This window comes from Streptomyces malaysiensis subsp. malaysiensis (genome assembly GCF_040653035.1).
Taxonomy (GTDB): domain Bacteria; phylum Actinomycetota; class Actinomycetes; order Streptomycetales; family Streptomycetaceae; genus Streptomyces; species Streptomyces malaysiensis.
Genome location: NZ_JBEZNG010000011.1, coordinates 13,762 through 38,179 on the forward strand (window position 1 = coordinate 13,762; position 24,418 = coordinate 38,179).

Consider the following 24,418-nt stretch of genomic DNA (forward strand, 5'->3'; position numbering starts at 1 on the left):
CACCAGCGCATGGACGGGGCCCGGGCCGCCACCGGCGGTCCGGGCCCAGCGCCGAATCCAGGCGGTCAGCCCCGGCTCCAGGCGCTCACCCCTGGCTCCAGGTGTGGATCACATGGGCACCCAGGTCCGGGTGCTCATCGCCCATGCGGTGGCCGCTCTCGTACCGGGCCGCGAGGTCGCGGTAGCGGATGTCCTCCGTCTGCGAGAAGCCCAGCCGACGCAGTTCACCGGCGAGTTCCTCCGGAGTGAAGAAGCTGAGGAAGGGCTCACCGGCCTTGGCGGCCCACTCCGCGCGGGCCTCGTGCACGGCGCGTTGCTCCGGTGGCAGCACATCCGGCGGCTCACCGTAGTCGAAGACGACTCCGGAGCCGTCCGGCAGTCCCGCGATGGAGCCGAGCGTGTCCAGCACGGCGGTGTGCGTCAGATACGGCACCACCCCGAGCCAGATGAAGAACGCCGGGCGGGCCGGGTCGAAGCCCGCCGCCGTCAGCCCGTCGGCCAGTCCCTGCCGCTCGAAGTCGACCGGTGCGAAGGTCAGCGACGGCGGTACGGGGATCTCCGCGACGGCCAGCCGGTCGCGTTTCCACTCCTGGGTCGCGGGGTGGTCCACCTCGAACACCCGCAGACCGTCCGCCTCGTACGGATTGCGGCAGCCGAAGGTGTCCAGACCCGCCCCCAGCGCCACCGCCTGCCGTACCCCGCGCGCCACGGCGGCCGCCACGGCGTCCTCGGCGAACCGTGCGCGGGCGGCCACGGACAGCCGCACGTCCTCGCGCCCGGGGTGGAAGGCCGCCTCCAGGACGGGATCGTCCGCGTCGGCGGCGAGGATGCGGAGCGCCAGGGGATCGTGGAACACCCGGCCGCCCTCGAGTTCCTGGTGGGCGGCGCGGAACGCGGCCGCGCCACGGGCGGTGGTGCTGGGCCGGCCGATCTGCATGGAGCGTCCTCCCCCGAGGGCCCGCCGTATGTCGCGAGCGGCACATCCCATGGTGGCAGCTCCACACCCCGGGAGCACCGCTGACGGCCCATGTTCACAAGGGAGTTACGCGCCGGAAGCCGACCCGGGAACCGCCCCCCGGCCACGGCGTCGCGCGACGGTCGCGCATTTTCTCATCCATGGGCGCCGAACAGTGGGCGACCGGGCCCATCGAGTGCAACCGGTAGGCCGATCCGGTGAAGCTCCACACCACTCCGCAAGCCCTCCTGATGTCGTGCATATAAATATGACAATCCGACAATCAGAACAAAAGGGTCCGGCATGGCCCGGACAGTGCGGAGTGCACCGTGTCCCATCACCCACGCCATCTGACGGCGCTTCTCGCCATCGCCCTGCTCGGCGCCGCCACCGCGTGCGGCAGCGGGACACCGGCCACCCCGAAGGCCGAGGAGAAGCCCTCGAAGACCTCGGCGGCGGCCCGGAGCGGGTCCATGAAGAAGTTCACCCTGGTGGCCACCGGCGATCTGCTGGTGCACGCCTCGGTCATCCGGCAGGCGAAGGCCGACTCGGGCAGCGACGGCTATGACTTCCGGCGCATGATCCGGGCGGCCGCGCCCCTCGTCGCCCAGGCCGACCTGGCCATCTGCCATATGGAGACCGTCTACGGGGCCGCCCACGGGCCGTTCACCGGCTACCCGACCTTCAAGACACCGCCACAGCTCGCCGCGAATGTGAAAAGCCTCGGCTACGACTCCTGCTCCACCGCCTCCAACCACACCCTCGACGCCGGTTCCGAGGGGGTGGTCCGCACCCTCGACGCCATGGACAAGGCCGGGCTCAAGCACGCCGGATCGGCCCGTTCCGCCGCGGAGAGCGCCCGTCCCACGCTGTTGGAGGCCGGTGGCGCCAAGGTCGCCCACCTCGCCTACGCGTACGGCACCAACGGCATCCCGGTGCCCAAGGGCAAACCGTGGCTGATCAACCTGATCAATCCGGCGCGGATCATCAAGGACGCGCGGGCCGCGCGGCGTGCCGGGGCCGATGTGGTCGTCGTCAGTGTGCACTGGGGCACCGAATGGCAGCAGGCGCCGGACAAGCTCCAGCTCTCACTCGCCAAGAAGCTCACCGCCGCCAAGGACGGGGGGCGCCGCGACATCGACCTGATCATCGGCACCCACGCCCATATCCCCCAGGCGTACGAGAAGGTCAACGGCACCTGGGTGGTGTACGGCATGGGGGACCAGATCGCGGGGGTCATGCCCGACAAACGCGGCCAGATGGGCTCGGCCGCGCGCTTCACCTTCACCCCGCCCACCGCCCCGGGCAGGGCGTGGGGGGTGAAGAAGGCGGAGTACATCCCGCATGCCGTGGACAACGATCCGATCGCCCTGGTGAACCTTCCCCGGGCCCTGGAGAGGAGCCCCGGCAACCCGGCTTACACCAGCGCGCTGAGCACCATCCAGGGCGCGGTGCTCAGCCGGGGCGCCAAGAAGGACGGCCTGACGATGGGCCGTTGACCGGGCGGACACCTCATGGGTCTACCGGTCCGTCCGCTCCGGCGGGCCGGGCGGGGGGCCGGGCCGCTCCGGCCGCTCGGCCTCCTCGGTGTGGAAGGCCAGTTTGTCGTCCGCCACATCGACCCGGACATGGCTGTGCGCGGGCAACGTACCGCCGAGCAGCATCCGGGAGAGCGGATTGTCCACCTCGCGCTGGATGGTGCGGCGCAGCGGCCGGGCCCCGTACTCCGGCTGGTGTCCGTGCCGGGCCAGCCATTCGACGGCGGCCGGGGCGAACTCCACGCCGACGTCCTGGGCGCGCAGCCGGCGCCTGGTCTCCTCCAGCAGCACATCGGCGATCTGCCGCAGCTGCTCGTCGGCGAGCCGGCGGAAGATGACGATCTCGTCGATGCGGTTGAGGAACTCCGGCCGGAAGTGCTCGCGCAGCGGGCGCAGCACCCGCTCCCGGCGGGCCGCCTCGTCGGCCTCCTCGTCCCCGCCGCCGCCGAAGCCCAGGGGGCCGCCGCGTCCGGTGATGGCCTCCGAGCCGAGGTTGCTGGTCATCACGATGACGGTGTTCTTGAAGTCGATGGTGCGGCCCTGGGCGTCCGTCAGCCTGCCGTCGTCGAGCACCTGGAGCAGGATGTTGAAGACATCGGGGTGTGCCTTCTCCACCTCGTCCATGAGCACCAGCGAGTAGGGCTGGCGGCGCACCGCCTCGGTGAGCTGACCGGCCTCCTCGTGCCCGACGTATCCGGGGGGCGCGCCGACCAGCCGGCTGACGGTGTGCTTCTCCTGGTACTCGCTCATATCGAGCCGGACCATGCGGTCCTCGCTGCCGAAGAGCGCCTCGGCCAGTGCGCGGGCGAGTTCGGTCTTGCCGACGCCGGTGGGGCCGAGGAAGAGGAAGCTGCCGCTCGGACGGTTGGGGTCGGCGAGTCCGGCACGGGCGCGCAGGACGGCGTCGGACACGGCGGACACCGCCTCCTCCTGCCCGACGACCCGCCGCTGGAGGTGTTCCTCCAGGCCCAGCAGGCGTTCGCGCTCCTCCTGGGTGAGGCTGGAGACGGGGATTCCGGTCTGCCGGGAGACGATCTCGGCGATGTCCTCGACGGTGACCTCGGCGACGCGCCCGCCGTGGTACTGGGTGCCGGACGCCTGGGTGATCCGGCCGTTCAGCTCGGCGATCCGGTCCCGCAGGGAGGTGGCGCGTTCATAGCTCTCGGACGCGACGGCCTGGTCCTTGTCCCGGGTGAGCTGCTCGACCTCCCGCTCCAGGGCACGCAGATCGGTGCCCCGGGCGCTGGAGCGCAGCCGGACCCGGGCCCCGGCCTGGTCCATCAGGTCGATGGCCTTGTCGGGCAGGAAGCGGTCGGTCAGATAGCGGTCGGAGAGCTCGACGGCGGCGAGCAGCGCCTCGTCGGTGTAGCGGACCTGATGGTGGGCCTCGTACCGGTCGCGGAGGCCGTGCAGGATGGCGACGGCGTCCGCGGGGGTGGGCTCGGGGACCATGATGGGCTGGAAGCGGCGGGCGAGCGCGGCGTCCTTCTCGATGTACTGGCGGTACTCCCGGAGGGTGGTCGCGCCCATCACATGGAGTTCGCCGCGGGCCAGCGCGGGCTTGAGGAGGTTGCTGGCGTCCATCTGGCCGCTCTCGGAGCCACCGCCGCCTGCGCCGACGACCGTGTGCAACTCGTCGATGAAGATGATCAACTCATCGGTGTTGGTGCGGATCTCGTCGACGATGCTGGTGACCCGCTGCTCGAAGTCGCCGCGGAAGCGGGTGCCGGCCACGACGCTCGCGATGTCGAGCTGGACGACCCGGCGGCCGAGCAGGATGTCCGGCACATCGGCGTCGGCGATCCGCTGGGCGAGCCCTTCGACGACGGCCGTCTTGCCGACTCCCGCCTCACCGATGAGGACGGGGTTGTTCTTGCCGCGCCGGGCGAGCACCTCGATGCTCTGCTCGATCTCCTCGTCGCGGCCGATCACCGGGTCGATCCGCCCCTCGCGGGCCAGTTCGGTCAGATCGCGGCCGAACCGGTCGAGGTTCGGGGTCTTGCGCTGGTCCGGGGCGGGCCTCTGGTCGGCCGTGGGGGCGCTCGGTGTGAGGCCGCCGGTCGGCGGCGGTCCCGGGGCCTTGGGTTCGAAGCGGGCGGCGTTGAGGATCTGCCCGGCGGTGGACTCCCGGTTGGCGGCGAGCGCGATCAGCACATGTTCGGGGCCGATGTACGAGGCGCCGCGTGAGCGGGCTATCTCATGGGCGTCGAGCAACGCCCGCTTGACGGCCGGGGTGACGGCGACCGAGCTGCGCGGCGGCCCACCCCCCGCCTCCCGGTCGATCTCGGCGGCGATCCGGTCGGGGTCGGCCCCGGCCCGCGAGACCATGGTCCGGGTGGGCTCGGAGGCGAGCGCGGCCCGCAGCAGATGTTCGGTGTCGAGGTCGGTGCTGCCGTGTTCGGCGGCGTAGGAGGCGGCGGCCGAGACGAGATGGCGCGCGTTCTCGCTCATCAGCCGGCCGAAGTCCACATGGCGCGAATCGGGCCGCTGCCCGGCCGGCCCGGTCCCGAGGAAGCGTGCGAGAAAGTCGCCGAGGGGATCCGGCCCGAAGTCCTCGGGGCCCTGATTCGGGCCCTCGTTCCCGCTGCCCATATGTTCAGTTTAAGGGCGATCTGCACCGATGTCCGTTCCTGGGCGGTTTCCCTCAGCGCTCCACGTGGTGGCGTTCGAGAACGACCATGGCGGCGTCATCGCCCGGGTGGCCACCGGTGTGGCGGAGCAGATCGCGGTGCAGCCGGTCGACGAGGTACTGGGGGCCGCCGCCGTTCCATCTGGGCAGCCGCTCGGCGAGCGGGAAGAAGGTGCCCTCGCTGTCCCGCGCCTCGATGACCCCGTCGGTGTAGAGCAGCAGCTGATCGCCCTCGCCGAAGGCGAAGTCCTCGGTGTGGTAATGGCCGGCCGCCAGATGGCCGAGGCCGAGCGGCAGTGCGGGCGCATGGCCCTCCAGCGTCTTGACACCGGAGTCGCGCAGCACGATCGGCGGCGGATGTCCGCAGTTGACGACGCGCACCACGGGCAGGTCGTCGGGGATCTCCAGTACGGCGGCGGTGACGAACGACTCCCCCGCCCCGGGCGCCTTGTCGAGGGGTTCGCTCCGCTCGGCGGACAGGGCGGTGTCCAGATAGGAGGCCAGATCGGTCAGTGGTACGGGCCAGTGGGCCATCGCACGGAAGGCGCCGAGCACCAGGGAGGCGTCCGCGACGGCGGTCAGCCCGCTGCCCCGGACATCGCCGATGATCAGACGGGTGGCGTTGGAGGTCCGCGCCGCGGCGTACAGATCGCCGCCTATCTCCGCCCCCGGTTCGGCCGCGAGATAGACCGAGGCGATCAGCAGCGGACCGACTCTGACGGGAAGCGGGCGCAGCAGGACCCGCTGCGCCACATCGGCCACCGCCCGCACCCGGTTCAGCTCCCGCATATGCCGGTCGAGAACCGCGCGGAACAGCACGATCAGCGCCGAGACCAGAGCCAGCGTTATCACCTCGGTCAGCCGTCCGGGCTGTCCGAGGAGTCCCTCCGAGGCGTTCGACGCGATCTGCGCCAGGACGGCCAGGAGCCCTACGCTCGCGGTGAGCAGCGGACCGGCGAACGAGGCGGTCATGGCGGGAGCCGCGATCAGCAGCGGGCTGAGCCGGATACTGGCCGGGGACACCACATCGCCCAGCGTGATCAGCGCGATGACCAGCAGGGGGACCACGACCAAGACGCGGGTCCGCCACCTTGGCCGACGCAGATCCGAGGGACCTTGCCGCATATGCACATATACTGCTTACGCCTGCCATGGCCCCCGCGCCAGCCCCGCCCCGCCCGGATGGGCCCAGTCACCCCCCGCAAGACGGCTGTCACACTCTCGGCCGCTGTCTCGTCCTCCCTCTCAGGCCGACGAGCCGACGAGAGGATCAGGACATGGCGGAGCTGACCGACTTCGAACAGCAGCGCGACCGGCTGTGGGCCGTCGCCTACCGCATCACCGGCTCGGTCGCCGATGCCGATGACGCGGTGCAGGAGACCTGGCTGCGCTGGCAGGCGCTGCCCACGGACGAGGTCATCGACCCCCGCGCGTATCTGACCACCGTCATCAGCCGTATCTGCTACGACCTGCTGGGTTCGGCGCGGGTGCGGCGCGAGGCGTATGTCGGCCCCTGGCTGCCCGAGCCGGTGGTGGCGGCCGGCGGTCCGGAGGACCGGGTGACGCTGGACGAGTCGGTGGGGCTGGCGCTGCTCACCGTGCTGGAGCGGCTGACCCCGGCGGAGCGGACCGCCTTCATCCTGCACGATGTCTTCTCGGTGCCGTTCCCCGAGATCGCCGAGGTCGTGGGCCGCACCCCGGAGTCCGTACGGCAGCTGGCCTCCCGGGCGCGCAAGCGGGTCCGGGCGGAGGCGCCGCGGCGTTCGGTGGACCGCGGGGAGCATCAGCGGGCGGTGGAGGCGTTTCTCCGGGCGGTCATGGGCGGCGATATGGACGGGCTGCTCCGGATCCTGGATCCGGAGGTCGTCTGGCGCTCGGACGGCGGCGGCAAGGTCACGGCGGCCCGGGTCCCGGTGCTGGGAGACGAGAAGGTGGCCCGCTTCGCGCAGCGTCTCGCCCGGGGGTTCGACCCGGCCACGATGGTGGTGCGGCGGCGCGAGGTCAACGGCGCCCCGGGCCTGGTCCTGGTCGACACCGCGGGCGGACAGGCCGTGGTCTTCGCGTTCTCCGTGCACCAGGGTCTGATCACCGAGATCGACGTGATCGCCAACCCCGACAAGCTCCGCCACCTCGACCTGCCGAACCTGTGACCGGCATCACCGTCACAACTCGGGCCGCTGTGTCGTCCTCCTCATGAACACCGACCAACGAGGAGCCGCCGACATGGAGAAGCAGCAGGTCCTGGTACTCGGCGCGGGCTATGCGGGGCTGATGGCCGCCCTGCGCCTGGCCCCGCACACCCGGGTCACCCTGGTCGATCCGAGCCCCGCGTTCACCGAACGCGTCCGGCTGCACGAGCGGGCCGCCGGACGGCCCGACATCACCCATCCGCTGGCCACGCTGACCCGGCGGACCGGCATCGACCACGTGGCCGCCCGCGCCACCCGGATCGATCCGGCCGCCCGGCGGATCAGCACCGACGACGGCCGCGAGCTCCCGTACGACCGGCTGGTGTACGCGCTCGGCAGCCGCACCGCCGACCCCGGTGAGCGCGCCTACACCCCGGAGACGGCGGCCGAACTGCACAAGCGGCTGCAAGACGGCCCGGGTGAGCTGACGGTGGTCGGCGGGGGACTCACCGGCATCGAGCTCGCGGCCGAGCTCGCCGAGTCCCACCACGCCTGGAAGGTCCGGCTGATCACGGGCGACGAGGTGGGCACGGGGCTGTCGGCGAAGGGCCGCGCCCATGTCCGAACGACGCTCACCGGGCTCGGTGTCCGGATCGAGGAGGGCCGCCGGGTCGCGGACCCCGACGACATCGACACCGACGTGGTGGTGTGGGCCACCGCGATGACCGCGAACACCGGCCTGGCCGAGGCCGCCGGAATCCCCCTCGACCCGGGCGGCCGCGTCCGCGTCGACGACACCCTGCGCTCGGTGTCCCATCCGGAGATCTACGCGGTGGGCGACGCCGCCGCCATGACCAGCCCGGCCGCCGGCGCCCTGCGTATGGCCTGTGCCACCGCGCTCCCGTCCGGTTCGCACGCCGCCTCCTCGATCATCGCCGAGACGCGGGGGCAGGAGCCGAAGCCGTTGCGCTTCCGCTTCGTGGCCCAGTGCGTGAGCCTGGGCCGCCGGGACGGGCTGATCCAGCTGGTGCGGGCGGACGACTCCCCCCGCGAGACGGTGCTGCGCGGCGGCCCGGCCGCCCGCTTCAAGGAGCAGGTCGTGCGCACCACGGTCAGGGGGCTGCGGCTGGCGGCGCGCCGCCCCGGAGCCGTGCCCCTGATCCCCGGGGTCGGCTGAGGGTCCCGGGACGCCGTCACTGGCCGGGGGGGCGCGCCGCCGTCAGAAGGGGTAGTGGGCGTGCTGGGTGGCGAGGGTGATCCACCGGGTGTCGCTGAACGCCTCGATGCCCCAGCGGCCGCCGAACCGCCCGTACCCCGATTGCTTGATGCCACCGAACGGGGCCTGTGGCTCATCCGCCACCGACTGGTCGTTGATATGCACGATGCCGGTCCGGATACGGCGGGCGACCTTGAGCCCATGGGTCCCGTTCTCGGTGATGATGCCGCAGGTCAGGCCGTGGTCGGTGGCATTGGCCAGGGCCACCGCCCGATCGTCGTCGGCGAAGGTGTCGACCACGCAGACCGGTCCGAACGCCTCGGCGTGGTGGATCTCCATCTCCGGGGTGACACCGCTCAGCACCGTGGCCGGGTGGACCGCGCCGTCCGGTTCGCCACCGCCGGTCAGCACCGTGGCGCCCTTGTCCACCGCGTCCTTCACCAGGGCCGCCACCCGGCGCGCCGAGGCGGCTCCGACCAGCGGGCCGACCACGGTGGTCGGTTCGGCGGGGTCGCCGCACGGCAGGGCGGCCACCTTGGCGGTGAACTTCGCGGTGAACTCCTCGGCAAGGCTTTCATGGACGAGTATCCGGTCGCCGGACATGCAGATCTGGCCGGAGTTCATGAACACGCCGAAGGTGGCGGCGTCCACCGCGTGGTCCACATCGGCGTCGTCCAGGACGATGATGGCGTTCTTGCCGCCCAGCTCCAGTACGGCCGGCTTGAGGTGCTGAGCGGCGAGCGAGCCGATGGCCCTGCCGACCCCGGTGGAGCCGGTGAAGTTGACGATCCTTACGCGGGGATCGGCGATGAGCGCCTCGGCCACCTCGGCGGCGTCCTCGCGGGCGTTGGTGACCACGTTGAGCACCCCGTCGGGCAGCCCGGCGTCGCGCAGCACATCGGCCACGAAGAGCCCGCAGGCGAGCGGGGCGTCCTCGCTGGGCTTCATCACGACCGTATTGCCCGCCGCGAGCGGCGCGGCGACGGAGCGGACACCGAGGATGACCGGTGCGTTCCAGGGGGCGAAGGCGGCGACGACACCGGCCGGTTCGCGGACGGCGAGGCCGAGCGCGCCCGCCTCCTGTGCGCTGAGCACCTCACCGCGCGGGGCGGTGATCGCGGCGGCGGCCTCGCGGAGGATGGCCGCGGCCAGGCCCACGTTGAAGTGCGCCCAGGGCGCGGTGCCCCCGGTCTCCTGGGCCATGATCTCGGCGGCCCGGTCGGCGCGGGACTCCAGCAGGTCCGCCGCGGTCAGGAAGATCGCACGGCGCTCGAACGGGGACAGCTCCGCCCACGCCGGGAAGGCGGCGTCGGCGGCGGCCACCGCACGCGCCACGTCCTCGGCCCCGGCGGCCGCCACGGTGGCGAACACCTCCCCCGTGTAGGGGTTGAGGTCCTCGGCGGTGCGCCCCGAGACGGCCGGGGTGTCCTTGCCATCGATCAGCAGATCGCGGTGAAGGGTCATATCGGATGTCCTTTGCGGTCCCTCGCCCCAAGGGCGTGTTCGCGGAGTGAACTTGAGTTCACTTTGGCGGAACGCCAGTCTCCGACGCGCCCGGGGCGGTAGTCAATCGCCCGGCCGCCACCGCGAGCACGAGCGTGGACGGCGCGCCGATGCCAAGCGCCCTCCCGCCGTGCCGCGGGCGGCGTCCCGGTCGTCGGGGGGCGTGGTTCCGCCGCGGTAGCTGGGTACGTGCACGTCAAACGTGATGAGTCCGCACACTGATCGCGCTGGCAGACTGGGCCGGGACCGGAGGAGGGGGCCGATGGGGCGGGCACGGCCGTCGATGCAGGAGCTGATCCAGGGGCGCAGGAACGCCGGATTCGTGGGGCGGCGCCGGGAACTGGACGCGTTCCGGGACAATTTCGGGCTGCCGCCGGAGGACGAGCGGCATCGTTTCGTCTTCCATGTGCACGGTCACGCGGGCGTGGGCAAGACCTGGCTGATGCGCCGGCTGGAGCAGACCTCCCGGCAGGAGTACGGCGCGCTCACCGCCCGCGTCGATGAGACGGCGAGCTCCGTCCCCGAGGCGATGGCCTCGATCAGCGAACAATTCGCGCGTCAGGGACGGGAGTTGAGCGCCTTCGACCGGCGGCTCGCCACCTATCGGCAGCGCCGCCACGAGGCGGAGTCGGCACCGGCTGAGGGCGAGCGACAGGGGCCGAGCACCGGCAGCATGGCCGCCGCACGGGCGGGTCTCGCCGGTCTCGGCATGGTCCCGGGTGTCGGGGCGCTGGCGGGCGCCGTCGACCCGGTGCCGCTCGCGGAAGGCACCGATCGGCTGCGGGCGGCGCTCGGCTCGCGGTTCCGCGACCACAAGGACGTCCAGCTGGTGCTGGACCCGGTGGAGACGCTGACCCCGCTGCTGGTGCGGGAGTTGTCGGAGACGGCCGCGGCGGTGCCGTGGCTGGTGCTCCTCTTCGACACCTACGAGCGCCTCGGCCCGCTGCTCGACCCCTGGCTGCGCACCCTGCTGACCAGCGAACGCCTCGGCACCCTCCCGGCCAACACGGTGCTGGTGCTGGCCGGGCAGACCCGGCTGGACCCCGGCTGCTGGGGCGACCTGGCCGATGTGGTCGCGGAACTGCCGCTGGAGCCGTTCACGGACGCGGAGGCCCGGCAGCTGCTGTCCGCCAAGGGGATCACCGATGAGCCGGTGGTACGGGAGGTGCTGCGGCTGTCCGGCCGGCTGCCGGTCCTGGTGTCCACGCTCGCCGAGAACCCCGGAACCGACGGCGACCTGGACGACCCCAGCGCCACCGCCGTCGACCGGTTCCTGAAGTGGGAGCGCGATCCGGTGCGCCGCTCCGCCGCGCTCGCGGGCGCGCTGCCCCGGCGGCTGAACGAGGACGTCTTCAGGGCGGCGGCGGACGACGACGGAGCCGGGCTGTTCGGCTGGCTGCGGTCGCTGCCGTTCATCGGCGACCGCGGCGGGGCGGCCCGCTACCACGACGTGGTCCGCGCCCCGATGCTGCGGCTCCAGCGCACTACCTCACCGCAGCGGTGGAGCGCGGCGCACACCCGGCTTGCGGAGACCTTCGCCGGGTGGCGCGAGGCGGCCGCCGGAGGGCTCGACCCGCGCGACGGGTGGCGGCTGGACGCCTGGAGCGGACCGCGTCTGGAGGAGTGGTACCACCTGCTGTGCGCACGGCCGTCGGCGACGCTGCCCGGAGCGCTGCGGGACGGGATCGCCGCCTGCGACGCCGGACCGGCGGTGGCCCGGCGCTGGGCGACCACGCTGGCCGAGGCGGGCGAGGACGCCGACGCGGAGACGGTGCGCGCCTGGGGGTGGCACCTGGTGGAGGCGCTGGCGGATGAACGGCGGCGCGGGATCGAGGCGATGGGGCTGCTGCTGGCACGGGCCGGGCTGGACGCCGCCGGGCGGGTCGCGGCCCATGTCGTACGGGGCTGGCACCGCCGGTCGGTCGAGGAGTTCGAGGGGGCGCTGGAGGACTTCCACTGGGCGATCGAGCTGGACCCGGGAAACGTACGGGCGCACTTCGGACGTGCCGTGGTCCACCGGGCGACCGGGGAGTTCACCGCGGCGATGGACGCGCTGGACCGTGTGGACGCGCTGGAGCCGGGCTCGACCTGGGTCCAGCGCGAGCGCGGTGAGACCTGCCGCCGGGCGGGCCGGTACGAGGAGGCGCTGGCCCGGCTGGACCCGGTGATCGAGGCCGATCCGGCCGACCATGTGGCGCTGGGCAGCCGCGGCCAGACCAAGATGGCGCTCGGCCGGATCCAGGAGGCCCTGGCGGACCTGGGCCGGGCCATCGAGCTCAACGGGGACTACACGTGGGCGCTGGTCCGGCGGGCCCGGGTCCGCAGCACCCTGGGGGACACGGCGGGTGCGCTGGACGATCTGGACCGGGCGGAGGCGCTGGAGCCGGGCGTGCCGGGCACGTTGGGCGAACGCGGCGATGTCCACCGCTTCGCGGGCCACTACGAGGAGGCCATCGCGGTGTACGACCGGGCGCTGGCCCTCGACCCCGGCTACGCCTGGGCCCTGGGCAGCCGCGCCATGGCCAACGAGGCCCTGGGCAGGCGCGCGGAGGCGCTGGCGGATCTGGAGCGTGCGGTGGCGCTGAATCCCGGCTACGCCTGGGCCGTGGCGCAGCGCGAGCGGTTGCTCTCGAGCGGGGATTCACCGGAGGGCGGACGGAACGACGGACCGGTGTGACCTCCCAGCACCCGTGCTTCCGGCTCCTCTCCCTCCGCGGCCGGTCACCGGCCCTGGCGTGACGCGCGCCCGGGGACGCAGGACGACACGGCGTGGCGTACGGCGCGCAGCACGGCACGGCAGCGCGACAGATACCGGGCCTGGCGGGACCCGCGGACGCGGCGCGGCGCGGGCGACGGGGCCGGTGGGGCGGATGGTGCGGATGCGGCGGGTGGTGCCGGTACGGCGGATGGTGCCGGTACGGCCGCTACGGGCTCTTCGGCGGGCGCGTCCCCCTGAACGGTGGCGTCCACCGGAGCGGGAGCGGCCGGATCCACCGCGGGCGGCGAGGGATCGGCGGCGGTCCTGGCCTGCGGGGTGACGGGGCGCCTGGTGGCCTCCGCGCGCAGCATCGCGCGCATGGCGGCATAGACATCGATGGGCATGCGGATACTCCTGCGGTCTCGGACGTCCGACGGCTGGGCGGGCAGGGCGGACCGCATCCGGGACCCGCGCGTACGGCGCGGAAACGGGATGGCGGACGGCCCGGGCCCGGTCAGCAGCGCAGGACCACGGACCGCGAGGAGAGCCGGCCGGCCGGGACATCGCCCCCGGCGCCGAACGCGCCGAAACCCGCCGCGGGGCGGGCGGGGCGGACCGTGACGAGCACGAGGGGGCCGAGGGACGTCGAGAGGGATCGATGTGCGCCGGACGAGGCGCCGTGAACCACCCGTCCGGCGTGCCGCGCCGGATGCCCGGCACCGTCCCGGGCGGAGAGCACGGAGGACGCCGACGCGATGGAGCGCTCCTCCTCGACCTCCGGCACCAGGGAAACCGGGGCGACCGGAACCGGGGCAACGGGAACCGGGGCGACAGGAATCGGGGCTACGGGAAGCGGAGCGCCCCCGGAGGCTGACCCGGCGAGGGCCCGGGCCGAGGCGGGAGCGCCGGTGTCACCGGGCATGGAGGGGGCCGGGGCCTGGTTCGGAGCCCCGGCCGCGCACTGGTCCGGCCCGTTGGACGGCGAGTCGCGGACGATCCCCAGGGCCAGCACGGCGTGCAGCAGGGTGACCGCCAGCAGCACAAGGACGGCGGCCGCGTACGGGCCGCCGCACATCGCGGGGCGGTTCGTTCTGCGGCCGTACATCATGCGGCCTCCCTCGCTGATCCCCTTCCAGGGAACCCCGCACTGCGGAAGACGGCACTCCGATTACCGGGAAAAGTCTGGACTTTCACCCGTGTCGGTTATCTTCTCGAACGCGCATATCGCCGCATTTCGAGGAGTCACCGGCCGCGTGGTGCGGTCATTCGAGCAATGAGGCCGGTGCGGCCTGCCGCCAGGAGTCGAGCAGGATGTCCCGCAACTCATCGACGTCGTCCAGCGCGGCCAGCCGCACCCGCACCCAGGCCGAACTCGCCTCATGGGCGGCGACCCAGAACTTCTCCGGCTCCGCCAGCACCAGCTCCTCCCGCTCCACCTTGGGACATCTGACGGCCATCGAGGTCTCGTCCTCGGGCAAGGTGGCGAACATCTTCCCGGCGACCCGGAAGGTGGGCATCGACCAGGCGATCTTCTCCGTGGTTTCCGGCAGCGACAGGGCGATGGCGCGAACATCGTCGGACGTGGTCATGGCCCGACCGTAGAACACCCCACCGACAGGGCCCCCTCCCCAGGAGCGCGCCTCCCGCGCCGATCGCCGTACCGGCGCCCGTGTTTGAATGCCCAGGTGACGGATCTGGACGTGCTCAAGGTGTTCTGCGGGCCCTACGGCCGCGGTGGCAATGAACTCGGCGTGGTGCGGGACGGCGGCGCGGTGGCCGGTGCGGCGCAGCGGCAACGGGTCGCCGCTCGGCTGGGGTTCAGCGAGACCGTGTTCGTGGACGATCCGGAGCGCGGCGTCGTCGACATCTACACCCCGAGCGTCCGGCTCCCCTTCGCGGGCCATCCGCTGGTGGGCACCGGCTGGCTGCTGGACCTGCCCGAGCTGCTGCCGCCCGCCGGTGAGGTTCCGGTGCGCCAGGACGGCGAGTTCACCTGGATCACCGGCCGCCCCGCGTGGGCGGCCGGGCGACGCACTCAGCGATACGCCTCCCCCGAGGAGGTGGACGCGCTGCCCTCGCCTCCGGAGGGCGAGGGCTGGCTGTACGCATGGGCGTGGCAGGACGAGGCCGCGGGCCGGGTGCGGGCGCGGGCGTTTCCCCGCCGGGGGGACGGGATCGTCGAGGACGAGGCCACCGGCGCCGCCGCCCTGGTCCTCTCGGGCGAGCTGGGGCGCGCCCTGAACATCACCCAGGGTGTGGGGTCACAGATCCTCACCGGTCCCCTGCCGGACGGCTCCATCGAGATCGGCGGCCGGGTCGAGCTCTCCGAGGTCCGCTCGCTGTAGGTCCCGCCTCGGTCACGAGACATTCCGCGCCCCGGCGGCATAGTGGATCGCGATCCGCGCCCCGAGTCGTGCGTTGTTCTTGACCAGGGCGATATTGGTGCGCAGGCTCTCCCCCTCCGTCAACTCCACGATCCGGCCCAGCAGATACGGGGTGGCGTCCTTGCCGCCGATTCCCGCTTCCGCCAGCTCGGCCAGGGCCCGCTCGATGACGCCGTCCATCCGCTCGGCCGGGATCTCCTCGGCCTCGGGGACCGGATTGGCGATGCTCAGCCCCGCCGTCATGCCCAGCTCCCACTGGGCGCGCATGGTGGCGGCGATCTCCTCGGGCGTGTCGACGCGCAGCGGGGAGCGGAAGCCGCTGACCCGGGAGTAGAAGGCGGGGAAGTCGTCGGTGCCGTAGGTGAGCACCGGGACGCCCAGGGTCTCCAGCTTCTCCAGGGTGAGCCCGATGTCGAGGATGCTCTTGACCCCGGCGCTGATGACGGCGACCGGGGTGGTGGCGAGCTCGGTGAGATCCGCGCTGATGTCGAAGGACCGCTCCGCGCCCCGGTGCACTCCGCCGATGCCACCGGTGACGAAGACGCGGATCCCGGCGAGCGCGGCGAGCCGCATGGTGGATGCCACGGTGGTCGCGCCATGGCCGCCGCGGGCGATGACATGGGCGAGGTCGCGCACGCTGACCTTGCCGACGTCGGGGCTGGTGGCGAGCAGTTCCAGATCGGCGCGGTCCAGACCGGCGCGCGGTGTGCCGTGGAGGACGGCGACGGTGGCGGGGACCGCCCCCTCGGCGCGGATGATCCGCTCGACCTCGGTGGCCATCTCGACGTTCTGCGGATACGGCATGCCGTGGCTGATGATCGTGGACTCCAGCGCGACCACGGGACGGCCGTCGCGCAGCGCCTCCGCGACCTCCTCGGTGAGAGCCATCCGGGGGTGGGGCGTGGTCATGTGGTCCTCCGCGGCGGTGCGTTGAGCGCGTCCTCGATCAGACGCGGGGTCAGGTCGGGTCGTACGGTGGCGGAAGTGGCCACCGTCAGCGCTGCGGCGGCGTGGCCGTAGCGGGCGGCGTCGGCGGGGTCGGCGCCGCCGAGCAGGGCGTGTGCGAACGCGCCCAGCATCGCGTCCCCGGCCCCGGTGACGTCGCACACCTCGGCCGGTGGCGCGTCGAGGAGCACCCGGCCCTCGTCGAGGGTGCTCAGCAGGGAGCCGCGCGCGCCGAGCCGCACCCACACATGCCGCACTCCGCGCTCATGGAGGACGGCCACGGCCCGGAGCAGCTCCGGGTCGTCCGCCCCGGCGGCCCCGTCGGGCGCCCGGCCGGTGAGCGCGCCCAGCTCCGCGACGTTGGGCGTGACGGCGAAGACCGGGCGCCCGGTGGCGAACAGCGGGGCGAGCAGCGCCGCCTTGGGGACGCTCACCGGGTCGATCAGCGTCTGGACACCGGTGGCGGAGGCGATGTCCAGGACGTACGAGAGCACACCCGGGGCGAGGTTCCCGTCCAGCACCAGCAGCCGGGCGTGGCCGATGAGTTCACGCGCGGTGTGCAGATGCTCGGGGCCCAGCGCGTCGGTGGCGGCCATGTCGGCGATGGCCACGACCAGATCCCCGTCGGCGTCCAGCACCGCCGTATAGGTGCCGGTGGGATGCGGGCCGCGGTGCACATGGTCGATGCGCACCCCGGCGGCCCGGGTCTCGCTCAGCAGCCGCTCCCCCGCCGCGTCCCGGCCCACGGCGGCGATGAGATGGGTGGGGGTGCCCAGCCGGGCGAGGTTCTCGGCGACATTCCGGCCGACCCCGCCGGGGCTGGTGTGGGAGTGCCCCGGATTGCTGGTGCGGTACGCGACGGGGGCGAGGCTGCGCACCTTGATGTCCACATTGGCCCCGCCGATGACCACCACCGCGCGCTCCTGGCGCAGGATGTAGCCGCGCCCCAGGATGGCGCCCTTCTTGCCCAGGTTGGAGAGATGGACATTGACCGCGGCCCGGGTGGTCCCGAGGGCGTCGGCGATGGCCTGGGCCCCGGCCAGCGGGTCCCGCCGGAGCAGCGCGAGAATCTCTCGTTCCCTGCGCGTCAGCGTCATATTCAGCAGAGTAAAGGAAACTTAGCCCGATAAACAGGCCACCGGGCGCCATGCCTTGGCCCAGGAGATCGTAAAAGAACGGCGGATGACATCCTGGGGGGCCATGGCGCGCCGGACACTCTCGGCAGCGGCCCGGGAAACTGTCCGGTGACGAGGAAGAAGTGCCGATGAGACTCTGCTTTCTGGTGGAGGAGCGCTATCGCCATGACGGCATGCCGCGTGAGGTGATCCGTCAACTCTCCGCCTGGGGCCACCAGGTGGACGTGGTCCGGCCGGGCCGATCCCTGATGCGGATGTCCGACACGGTGCGGGCGGGCAGCCATGACGCGTGGGTCCTCAAGACGGTGTCCGGAGGCCCCGGGCTGACGCTGCTGGAGGCCGCGGCGGCGGTCGGGCTGACCACCGTCAACGACGCCCGTTCCATCCGCGGCGTACGGGACAAGGCGCTGGCGGCCGCCATCGGGCGCGGCGGCGGGCTGCCGATGCCGCCCACCTACGCGGCGGCCCGGCCCGAGGCGCTGGAGGAGATACCGGAGGCCGAGTTCCCGCTGGTGGTCAAGCCCGCGGACGGCAGCTCGGGGCGGGCCGTGCGGCTGGTGCCGACACCGGACCGGCTGAGGGAGCTGCGTACCGAACTGGCCGCGGAGGACATGCTCATCGCCCAGCCCTATGTGCCGAATTCGGGCGTCGACCTCAAGGTCTACTGCGTGGACGGGGAATTGTACGCGACCGAGCGGGTGTCACCGCTGAGCCCCGACGGGAACGCACGCGGACGCCGGGTGCCGCTGTCCGCCGAGGTGGCGGCCATCGCCGCCGAGGTCGGCGCGGTCTACGGCCTCGATCTGTACGGGGTGGATGTGCTGCTGGGCCCGGATGGGCCGGTGGTGGTCGATGTGAACGACTTCCCCAGCTTCACGGAGGTGCCGGACGCGGCGGCCCGGGTGGGGCGCGCGATACTGGAGTTGGCGCGCAGGGGCGGCGGCCGGTCGAAGGCCGCGCTCGTCGGCGCCCTCCACGGGCCGGTGCGTGGCCCGGAGCCGGTCCCGGCCAGGGGCCGGGTGACCGCGACGGTGAGCGGCGGCCGATGAGGATCGGTCTGATCACCGCCGACCCCGGCCATCAACTCCTCGCCGACACCGCGGATGTGCTGACCCCGCACCATGAGGTGGTGGCGCTCGACCCGGGCGGCCACCAGACCGGGGGGCAGGACCCCGTCTCCTCCGGGGAGCTCGCCGATGTGTATCTGCTGAAGGCCCGGACCCCGTGTGCGCTGGCGCTCGCCCGGTCCCTGGAGCGGCGCGGCGCCCCGGTGGTGAACTCGGCCGCGGCCACCGCGCGCTGCCAGGACCGGACGGTGATGGCCGAACGGGCGCTGCGCGCCGGGCTGCCGTTCGCCGCCACCCGTACCGTGGCCTCGCTCGCCGCGCTGGCGGCGGAGCCGCCGCGCCGCCCCGTCGTCGTCAAGAGCCGCCACAGCCGGCGCCATGACCTGGTGGCCCGTGCCGACGATGCCGCGCGGTTGCGCGACCTGACGGCCGACTGGGCCGATGAGCCCGTGGTGGTGCAGGACTTCATCCCGAACGACGGCTGGGACCACAAGCTGTGGGTGATCGCGGGCAGCGTGTTCGCCGCGCTGCGCCGGTCGGAGCTGACGGCGGGCGGCCGCGGTCCCAACCTGCCGCTCGCCCTGGACGCGCTGCCGCCCGGCTGGCTGGATATGGTGCTCCGGGTCGGTGCGGTGTTCTCGCTCGACGTCTACGGCGTGGATCTGATCGACACGGGCGGCGGCGCCCCGCTGATCGTGGACATCAACGCCTTCCCGGGAATTCGCGGTCAGGCAGGCGCCCCCGAGGCGCTGGCGGCCCTCGCGCTGCGGACGGCCGAACGGGGCGTACTCACCGTCCCCTGCCCATGACCGACACGAGGGAAATACTAGGGGACTCCCGTCCGAAATAGGGGTGGCCGCAGGTCGAATGGGACAGGCAGGGTGGTCTACTGGTCTGCGCGCGAACCGAGGCACGCGCGCGACAGCCCTCCGACAGCCGCCGCAGAGCGAGCGGCACGAAAGGACATCACGTGAGCGCAAACCCCACCGGCACAAGCCTGTGGATCAGGCAGTTCCACCCCGCGCCGGCCGCCGCGACGCGACTCGTCTGCCTGCCCCACGCCGGCGGGTCCGCCTCCTACTACTTCCCCGTCTCCAAGGCGCTCTCGCCCACGGTCGACGTGCTCGCCGTGCAGTATCCGGGGCGCCAGGACCGGCGCAACGAGAAGTGCGTCGACAATATCCCCGACCTGGCCGACGCGCTGGTGCCCGAGCTGCTGCCCTGGACGGACAGGCCGGTGGCGCTTTTCGGCCACAGCATGGGCGCCACCCTGGCCTTCGAGGTCGCCCTGCGCCTGGAGCAGAAGGGCGTGGTGCCGATGGCGCTGTTCGCCTCGGGGCGGCGCGCCCCCTCCTGCCACCGCGACGAGTCCGTCCACCTCCGTGACGACGACGGACTGATCGCCGAGATGAAGGCGCTCAGCGGCACCGACACCCAGCTCCTCGGCGACGACGAGATCCTGCGGATGGTGCTGCCCTCGATCCGCAGCGACTACAAGGCGGCCGAGACCTATCGCTACACCCCCGGCCCGCAGTTGGCGACGCCCATCCACGCGCATGTGGGGGACGACGACCCCAAGGCGAGTATCGAGGAGGCGCGCGCCTGGGGCGAGCACACCTCCGGTGGCTTCGACCTCCAGGTGTACTCCGGCGGCCACTTCTACCTCAACGACCAGGCGCCGCGCGTCATCGAGTCGATCCGGAAGGTGCTGACCGCGGGGTCCTGAGCGCCCGGCCGGGAAGTCCCGGGGCCGTTCAGCCGTGGGGGCGGTGGCCCAGGACGGTGCGTATGTAGTCCTCGACGGTGGTGTCCAGACCCACGTCACGGTGGGCCCGCTCGGACAACAGCCAGCGGTGTTCGAGCAGTTCGTAGTAGATCTGCGCGGTGTCCGTGGCACCGCGCAGCTCCTTGGGAACGGCACGCACGGTGGGCCGGAAGACATCGCGGACCCATCGGTGGGCCAGCACCTCCGGCCGCGCGCCGAGCGGATCGCCGGGCGCGTAGTCGTCCTGGGTGGCCATCCAGGTCTCCAGGTCGTTCAGGAGGCTGCGGGCCTGGTTCTCCTCCGCGTCGAGCCCGGTCAGCCGCAGCAACTGCCGCTGGTGGTGGCCCGCGTCGACGACCTTGGGCACGAAGGTGACGGTGTCGCCGTCGGGTGAGCGCTCGATCTGCATCTCCGCCACGTCGAACCCGAGGTCGTTCAGGCGCCGGACGCGCTGGTCGATGGCGTGGCGCCGGGCGAGCGGATAGACCGACTCACGGGTCAGCTCATGCCACAGCTCGCAGTAGCGCTCGACGATGGCCTGGCCGAAGAGCACCGGGTCGACCGAGGGGTGCAGGGAGCCGCTCGCCTCCAGGTCCATCAGCTCGCCCGCGATGTTCACCCGCGCCACCTCGACGTCGTACTCCCGCTGTCCGCTGGTGAGCCTCGGCTGGAGCTGCCCGGTCTCGGCATCCACCAGATAGGCGGCGTACGCGCCCGCGTCGCGCCGGAAGAGGGTGTTGGACAGCGAGCAGTCGCCCCAGGCGAACCCGGCCAGATGCAACCGCACCAGCAGCACGGCGAGCGCGTCGAGCAGCCGTCTGATGGTGCTGGGCCGCATGGTGGTCTGGAACATCGAACGGTACGGCTGGGACCCCACCAGATGGCGGGTGATCAGCGCCGGTTCCAGCGGCTCGCCGTGTTCGTCGGTGCGCCCGGTGACCACCGCGAGCGCGTCCACCGCGGGGACGGCGAGCCGGTCCAGATCGCGCAGCAGCCCGTACTCCCGTACGGCCGCCCACTCACCGACCTCCTTCACCGCGACGATCTCGCCGCCCGCCTGGGCGAAGCGGACCACATGGCGGGAGATGCCGCGGGGCAGCGCGACCAGATGCTCCTCCGGCCACTCCTCCAGCGGGATGTTCCACGGCAGATCGAGCAGAGACGCCGGATGTTCGGGCGAGGTGGCGGTGATCTGCAACTCCATGACATCTCAGTGTGCGCCACGGAGAGGGGATCGGAGCCGGTCGTACGCCGGGTCATGGCCGGGGCCAAGTGGACAGATTCTGTCCGGATACATACGCTGAAGATCCAATCGGACAAGATCTGCCCGTTTAGGAGGCCGCCGCGATAGGACCGGCATGTCGAAGGGAACCGCCGCCATGAGCCATCTCGCCGGCACCACCGCGGTGATCACCGGCGGCGGCGAGGGCCTCGGCTACGCCATCGCGGACGCCTTCGCCGTGGAGGGCGCGGACTTGGTGCTACTCGGCCACGACCGGGACAAGCTGGAGCGGGCCCGCCACACCCTGGCCGGACATGGCACCGCCGTACGCACCCTCCGTGTCGACCTGGCCGACCCCGGCGCCGCGACCGCCGCCGCGCATCAGGTGCTCGCGCTCACCGAACGGGTGGACACGCTGGTCAACAACGCGGGCACGGCACATTTCAGCCCGCTCGCCCAGACCTCGGCGGACTCCTTCGACACCATGCTGCACCTCAATGTCCGGGTGCCCTTCCTGCTGGCCCAGGCGCTGCTGCCCGCGCTCGTCGAGGGCCGCGGCAGCATCATCAACATCAGCAGCTACTGGGCCCACGCGATGTCCGCCGACCGCCCCTCCGCGGCCTACTCCGCCACCCGCGGCGCCATCAACGCGATGACCCGGGCGCTCGCCGGGGAACTGGGCCCCTCCGGTGTCCGGGTCAACGGCATCGCCCCCGGCGCCGTGCGCGCCCCGGCGTGTGAACGCGACCGCCTCGTCCCGACGGGCGCCGAGGACCCCGGTGCCGGGGGCGATACCGTTGACCCGGACGCCCGTCCCCCGGACCTGATCGGCGAACCCCACGAGGTGGCGGCCGCGGTGGCCTTCCTCGCCTCGCCCCGGGCCGGCTGGACCACCGGCACCATCATGAACGTGGACGGCGCCCTGGCCGTCCGCTGACGGCCGCGGCGGAATCCGGCGGCCGCCGGTGGGATCCGGCGGTCGTCAGCATGAGAGGCGATGCCGAGTATCCGCCACGCTCCCCATGCGACGACGGGCATGCGTCCCCTCCCCGCCGGTGGTGGCATCGACGCCCGGGGTCGGCGAGCGCACCCTGACCCGGCTGTGCGCGGCGGAGCTGGGGATGACGTTCCCGCGGTGGCGCACCCAGCTTCGGCTGCACCACGCCCTGCGGCTGCTGGCCGAGGGCGCGCACACCCCCGGCGCCCACCGCGCGCTCGGCTGACGCCCGGCCGTCCTTCGCGCCCTCGTTCAGTCCTCGGCCAGGACCACCACCGTGTCGCCCTCCTCCAGGGTCAGCGGTGCGGTCTTGGACGGGTTGAGATGGACGCCGTAGAGCGGTGGCTCGTCGCTCTGCCGGGCCAGCCGGTAGCCGATGGCCGTCTCACCGCGCTGGGCGGCGGCCTCGATGACGGTGGCGAAGTTCGCCTCCTCACCCGGTATCAGATAGCTGGGCGCCGGTTTGAGGTAGATCTCGGAGCCCTGGGGGTCGAAGAGGTCGGCGAAGACCGCGTACAGATGGCGGTTCTCGGTGAGCTGGGTCAGCAGCAGGCTGATCACCTTGGTGGAGACGATGAAGTCGTCGGCCTTGGTGACCTGCGCGACCTCGCGGTTGGCGTCGTCGTGCATCTCGGTCACGATCGAGTACGGATCGCCGAGCTGGATCTCGATGTCGCGCAGGTGGAGCAGGGTGACCAGAGTGCGGTCATCGGCCCGTCCGGGGTCGATCCCGTCGTCCGTCAGCACCACGATATGGCGGTAGCCGTCCAGCCCGAGCGCCTCCAGCGACGGGCGGCGGGTGGGTTCGCAGTACTTGAAGCCGACCGTGAGGTTCGTCAGCTCCCGGTTCGCCTCCTCCCGGGGTGGCCGCGGGGCGGCGATGTCCACCACCGACCCGGGTTTCACCAGCAGGTCGAGCTGGGCGATGATCTTCTCCGCACGGGAGTTCCAGCCGATCAGCAGCGTACGGTCCGGTACCGGCGGCCGGTCCGCGGCCGTGGCCATCGCCGGGCGCACGATCCGGGGCCGGGCGGCCGCCGCCTTGATGAGCAGATCGTCCTCCGCGACCATCAGCAGCCGGTCCTCGCGCCCGATCACGGTGTCCATGGCGGGGTTGACCAGCACCTCGCCGTCCGCGCGGTGCAGGCCGATGGGCACACCGAGTTCGAAGGCGTTGAGCGACTCCCCATAGGTGGCGCCGGCCAGAGCGGGCTCGTGCCAGGGGTAGATCTCATTGCCGATGAAGCTGAGCAGTTCGTTGAAGACGGTGGACAGACCGGACTGGCGATGGGACTGCACGATCAGCCCGACCGCGATGTCATCGGCGTCGATCACCAGCGCGGAGTCCCCCGCGGCCAGCCGGGCGGCCGCCAGGTTCGCCGAACTCTGCACGGCGGCCACCACATTGGGCCGCCTCCCGGCCCAGGTGCGGCCGTTGAGCAGCAACAGCGACTTGATGACGTCGATGTCGCTGTCGTCCCCGACGGGCGAGAGCACCATGATGGCCTTGGCACTGTCCGGGCTCACCAGCTCCAGATCGCCGCGCTGGAGCGGATTGCCGGAGCGGCAGATCACCCGGGTCTTCCCGGTGTCCGGGATACGGCGCCGGATCTCGTCCTCCATATCGACCTTGTCCCGGTCGGCGAGGATCACCACACAGGAGCGCCGCTCGCTCTGATTGGCCTCCACCAGCTCCGCTATCACCGTGAAGACCTGCTCCGACCAGCCCAGCACTATGGTGTGGCCGTGCTCGATCAGCCGTGAGGTGCCCTTGCGCAGCTGCTGGATCCGGGCCTCCAGACCGGTGGTCATCACGCCGATCAGCGCGCTGACGATGAAGATTCCGCCGATGGTCACCGTGAGCATCAGGATCAGGAACAGCGGCCGCCCGGTGTCCCCGCCCATCGTGCCCGGATCCAGGGTGCGCAGCAGGCTCATCCAGACGATGCCCGGCCAACCGCCGTTGTCCTCGGTGTCCTTGTGGGCGAAGGCGACCACCACCCCGGAGACCAGGGTGATCAAGGCCAGTGAGGCCAGCCCCAGCCAGCCGATCAGCGCCGGGGTACCACGGTCCATCGTCCCGTCGAACCAGTACCGCAGCCGCTCCCGCAGCCTCTTGCGCATGCCGCATTCCTCCATAGCCCATCGCGCCGCCGGGCCCAATGGCCCCTGGTGAGCGGCGCTTTACGCCATGAGGGTGTCGTCTGACCCCGCCTCCGCGCCAATCGGGCCCG

The 24,418-nt window shown here is 72.3% G+C and carries 20 protein-coding genes and 1 pseudogene; 10 read left to right on the forward strand and 11 right to left on the reverse strand.

The annotated features are described in order from the left end of the window. Nucleotides 1–85: 85 nt before the first annotated feature. Complete coding sequence (locus AB0E24_RS22540; protein ID WP_359379369.1) at nucleotides 86–937, reverse strand: class I SAM-dependent methyltransferase; 852 nt, start codon at nucleotides 935–937, stop codon at nucleotides 86–88. 347 nt (nucleotides 938–1,284) lie between these two features. Between AB0E24_RS22540 and AB0E24_RS22545 the strand changes: the two genes are divergently transcribed. Beyond that, nucleotides 1,285–2,454 carry a CapA family protein gene (locus tag AB0E24_RS22545; RefSeq protein ID WP_069860558.1) on the forward strand — a complete coding sequence of 390 codons (1,170 nt, stop codon included), beginning with the start codon at nucleotides 1,285–1,287 and terminating at the stop codon, nucleotides 2,452–2,454. A gap of 21 nt (nucleotides 2,455–2,475) precedes the next feature. Here AB0E24_RS22545 and AB0E24_RS22550 read toward each other — a convergent pair whose 3' ends face one another. Together AB0E24_RS22550 and AB0E24_RS22555 are read right to left on the reverse strand one after the other, a co-directional pair. Further along, the gene (locus tag AB0E24_RS22550; RefSeq protein WP_174885346.1) at nucleotides 2,476–5,085 is read right to left on the reverse strand and encodes an ATP-dependent Clp protease ATP-binding subunit; all 2,610 of its coding nucleotides are present in this window, start codon (nucleotides 5,083–5,085) and stop codon (nucleotides 2,476–2,478) included. Nucleotides 5,086–5,137: 52 nt separating this feature from the next. Then, nucleotides 5,138–6,247, reverse strand: coding sequence for a PP2C family protein-serine/threonine phosphatase (locus tag AB0E24_RS22555; protein ID WP_147965605.1), 1,110 nt, complete (start codon nucleotides 6,245–6,247; stop codon nucleotides 5,138–5,140). A 152-nt stretch (nucleotides 6,248–6,399) separates the two neighbouring features. Here AB0E24_RS22555 and sigJ point away from each other — a divergent pair, with 152 nt between their 5' ends. Continuing rightward, a complete protein-coding gene (gene sigJ, locus AB0E24_RS22560; RefSeq protein WP_174885344.1) occupies nucleotides 6,400–7,272 on the forward strand; it encodes an RNA polymerase sigma factor SigJ in 873 nt (290 codons plus the stop codon). A gap of 43 nt (nucleotides 7,273–7,315) precedes the next feature. Further along, nucleotides 7,316–8,428: an NAD(P)/FAD-dependent oxidoreductase gene (locus AB0E24_RS22565; protein WP_079260048.1), complete on the forward strand. Its 1,113-nt coding sequence runs from the start codon at nucleotides 7,316–7,318 to the stop codon at nucleotides 8,426–8,428. Between the two features lie 42 nt (nucleotides 8,429–8,470). Here AB0E24_RS22565 and AB0E24_RS22570 read toward each other — a convergent pair whose 3' ends face one another. Continuing rightward, the gene (locus AB0E24_RS22570; RefSeq protein ID WP_359379373.1) at nucleotides 8,471–9,931 is read right to left on the reverse strand and encodes an aldehyde dehydrogenase family protein; all 1,461 of its coding nucleotides are present in this window, start codon (nucleotides 9,929–9,931) and stop codon (nucleotides 8,471–8,473) included. Nucleotides 9,932–10,232: 301 nt separating this feature from the next. On the opposite strand from AB0E24_RS22570, the gene AB0E24_RS22575 reads away from it, so the two are divergent. Then, complete coding sequence (locus AB0E24_RS22575; protein WP_359379376.1) at nucleotides 10,233–12,647, forward strand: tetratricopeptide repeat protein; 2,415 nt, start codon at nucleotides 10,233–10,235, stop codon at nucleotides 12,645–12,647. A gap of 44 nt (nucleotides 12,648–12,691) precedes the next feature. On the opposite strand, the gene AB0E24_RS22580 is transcribed toward AB0E24_RS22575, so the two are convergent. From AB0E24_RS22580 to AB0E24_RS22590, 3 genes are all read right to left on the reverse strand, one after another. Continuing rightward, nucleotides 12,692–13,072, reverse strand: coding sequence for a hypothetical protein (locus AB0E24_RS22580; protein WP_147965607.1), 381 nt, complete (start codon nucleotides 13,070–13,072; stop codon nucleotides 12,692–12,694). A 110-nt stretch (nucleotides 13,073–13,182) separates the two neighbouring features. Beyond that, nucleotides 13,183–13,776, reverse strand: coding sequence for a hypothetical protein (locus tag AB0E24_RS22585; RefSeq protein ID WP_359379378.1), 594 nt, complete (start codon nucleotides 13,774–13,776; stop codon nucleotides 13,183–13,185). Nucleotides 13,777–13,930: 154 nt separating this feature from the next. Then, complete coding sequence (locus tag AB0E24_RS22590) at nucleotides 13,931–14,257, reverse strand: MmcQ/YjbR family DNA-binding protein (RefSeq protein ID WP_069860812.1); 327 nt, start codon at nucleotides 14,255–14,257, stop codon at nucleotides 13,931–13,933. 96 nt (nucleotides 14,258–14,353) lie between these two features. On the opposite strand from AB0E24_RS22590, the gene AB0E24_RS22595 reads away from it, so the two are divergent. After that, nucleotides 14,354–15,013, forward strand: a complete 660-nt coding sequence (locus AB0E24_RS22595) for a PhzF family phenazine biosynthesis protein (protein WP_069860549.1) — start codon at nucleotides 14,354–14,356, stop codon at nucleotides 15,011–15,013. Nucleotides 15,014–15,025: 12 nt separating this feature from the next. Here the strand turns inward: AB0E24_RS22595 and AB0E24_RS22600 are convergent, their stop codons facing one another. Both AB0E24_RS22600 and AB0E24_RS22605 read right to left on the reverse strand, forming a co-directional pair. After that, nucleotides 15,026–15,961, reverse strand: coding sequence for a pseudouridine-5'-phosphate glycosidase (locus AB0E24_RS22600; protein WP_206333984.1), 936 nt, complete (start codon nucleotides 15,959–15,961; stop codon nucleotides 15,026–15,028). Then, a complete protein-coding gene (locus tag AB0E24_RS22605; protein WP_359379383.1) occupies nucleotides 15,958–17,094 on the reverse strand; it encodes a PfkB family carbohydrate kinase in 1,137 nt (378 codons plus the stop codon). Before AB0E24_RS22605 ends, AB0E24_RS22600 begins: the two co-directional genes overlap by 4 nt. 167 nt (nucleotides 17,095–17,261) lie before the next feature. On the opposite strand from AB0E24_RS22605, the gene AB0E24_RS22610 reads away from it, so the two are divergent. The 3 genes from AB0E24_RS22610 (at nucleotide 17,262) to AB0E24_RS22620 (ending at nucleotide 19,926) form a co-directional block, all read left to right on the forward strand. Next, nucleotides 17,262–18,182: an ATP-grasp domain-containing protein gene (locus AB0E24_RS22610; protein ID WP_079260042.1), complete on the forward strand. Its 921-nt coding sequence runs from the start codon at nucleotides 17,262–17,264 to the stop codon at nucleotides 18,180–18,182. Next, entirely contained in the window at nucleotides 18,179–19,009 is an 831-nt protein-coding gene (locus AB0E24_RS22615; protein ID WP_359379385.1) for an ATP-grasp domain-containing protein, read from the forward strand. Before AB0E24_RS22610 ends, AB0E24_RS22615 begins: the two co-directional genes overlap by 4 nt. 161 nt (nucleotides 19,010–19,170) lie before the next feature. Next, complete coding sequence (locus tag AB0E24_RS22620; protein ID WP_359379388.1) at nucleotides 19,171–19,926, forward strand: thioesterase II family protein; 756 nt, start codon at nucleotides 19,171–19,173, stop codon at nucleotides 19,924–19,926. A gap of 28 nt (nucleotides 19,927–19,954) precedes the next feature. Here AB0E24_RS22620 and AB0E24_RS22625 read toward each other — a convergent pair whose 3' ends face one another. Beyond that, a complete protein-coding gene (locus AB0E24_RS22625) occupies nucleotides 19,955–21,169 on the reverse strand; it encodes a DUF4032 domain-containing protein (protein WP_079260039.1) in 1,215 nt (404 codons plus the stop codon). A gap of 175 nt (nucleotides 21,170–21,344) precedes the next feature. Here AB0E24_RS22625 and AB0E24_RS22630 point away from each other — a divergent pair, with 175 nt between their 5' ends. After that, nucleotides 21,345–22,124: an SDR family NAD(P)-dependent oxidoreductase gene (locus tag AB0E24_RS22630; protein WP_359379392.1), complete on the forward strand. Its 780-nt coding sequence runs from the start codon at nucleotides 21,345–21,347 to the stop codon at nucleotides 22,122–22,124. Nucleotides 22,125–22,260: 136 nt separating this feature from the next. Beyond that, nucleotides 22,261–22,410, forward strand: a pseudogene (locus tag AB0E24_RS22635) (helix-turn-helix domain-containing protein); the annotation flags it as partial. Nucleotides 22,411–22,436: 26 nt separating this feature from the next. Here the strand turns inward: AB0E24_RS22635 and AB0E24_RS22640 are convergent. After that, nucleotides 22,437–24,308, reverse strand: coding sequence for a CASTOR/POLLUX-related putative ion channel (locus AB0E24_RS22640; protein WP_099015904.1), 1,872 nt, complete (start codon nucleotides 24,306–24,308; stop codon nucleotides 22,437–22,439). Between the last annotated feature and the right edge of the window lie 110 nt (nucleotides 24,309–24,418).

Coding starts and splice junctions, on each gene's coding strand:
- AB0E24_RS22640 (WP_099015904.1), bottom strand. CDS start 24,308: ATGCGCAAGAGGCTGCGGGAGCGGCTGCGGTACTGGTTCGACGGGACG.
- AB0E24_RS22580 (WP_147965607.1), bottom strand. CDS start 13,072: ATGCCCATCGATGTCTATGCCGCCATGCGCGCGATGCTGCGCGCGGAG.
- AB0E24_RS22555 (WP_147965605.1), bottom strand. CDS start 6,247: ATGCGGCAAGGTCCCTCGGATCTGCGTCGGCCAAGGTGGCGGACCCGC.
- AB0E24_RS22585 (WP_359379378.1), bottom strand. CDS start 13,776: ATGATGTACGGCCGCAGAACGAACCGCCCCGCGATGTGCGGCGGCCCG.
- AB0E24_RS22625 (WP_079260039.1), bottom strand. CDS start 21,169: ATGGAGTTGCAGATCACCGCCACCTCGCCCGAACATCCGGCGTCTCTG.
- sigJ (WP_174885344.1), top strand. CDS start 6,400: ATGGCGGAGCTGACCGACTTCGAACAGCAGCGCGACCGGCTGTGGGCC.
- AB0E24_RS22565 (WP_079260048.1), top strand. CDS start 7,316: ATGAACACCGACCAACGAGGAGCCGCCGACATGGAGAAGCAGCAGGTC.
- AB0E24_RS22610 (WP_079260042.1), top strand. CDS start 17,262: ATGAGACTCTGCTTTCTGGTGGAGGAGCGCTATCGCCATGACGGCATG.
- AB0E24_RS22630 (WP_359379392.1), top strand. CDS start 21,345: ATGAGCCATCTCGCCGGCACCACCGCGGTGATCACCGGCGGCGGCGAG.
- AB0E24_RS22575 (WP_359379376.1), top strand. CDS start 10,233: ATGGGGCGGGCACGGCCGTCGATGCAGGAGCTGATCCAGGGGCGCAGG.
- AB0E24_RS22540 (WP_359379369.1), bottom strand. CDS start 937: ATGCAGATCGGCCGGCCCAGCACCACCGCCCGTGGCGCGGCCGCGTTC.
- AB0E24_RS22590 (WP_069860812.1), bottom strand. CDS start 14,257: ATGACCACGTCCGACGATGTTCGCGCCATCGCCCTGTCGCTGCCGGAA.
- AB0E24_RS22600 (WP_206333984.1), bottom strand. CDS start 15,961: ATGACCACGCCCCACCCCCGGATGGCTCTCACCGAGGAGGTCGCGGAG.
- AB0E24_RS22615 (WP_359379385.1), top strand. CDS start 18,179: ATGAGGATCGGTCTGATCACCGCCGACCCCGGCCATCAACTCCTCGCC.
- AB0E24_RS22605 (WP_359379383.1), bottom strand. CDS start 17,094: ATGACGCTGACGCGCAGGGAACGAGAGATTCTCGCGCTGCTCCGGCGG.
- AB0E24_RS22570 (WP_359379373.1), bottom strand. CDS start 9,931: ATGACCCTTCACCGCGATCTGCTGATCGATGGCAAGGACACCCCGGCC.
- AB0E24_RS22550 (WP_174885346.1), bottom strand. CDS start 5,085: ATGGGCAGCGGGAACGAGGGCCCGAATCAGGGCCCCGAGGACTTCGGG.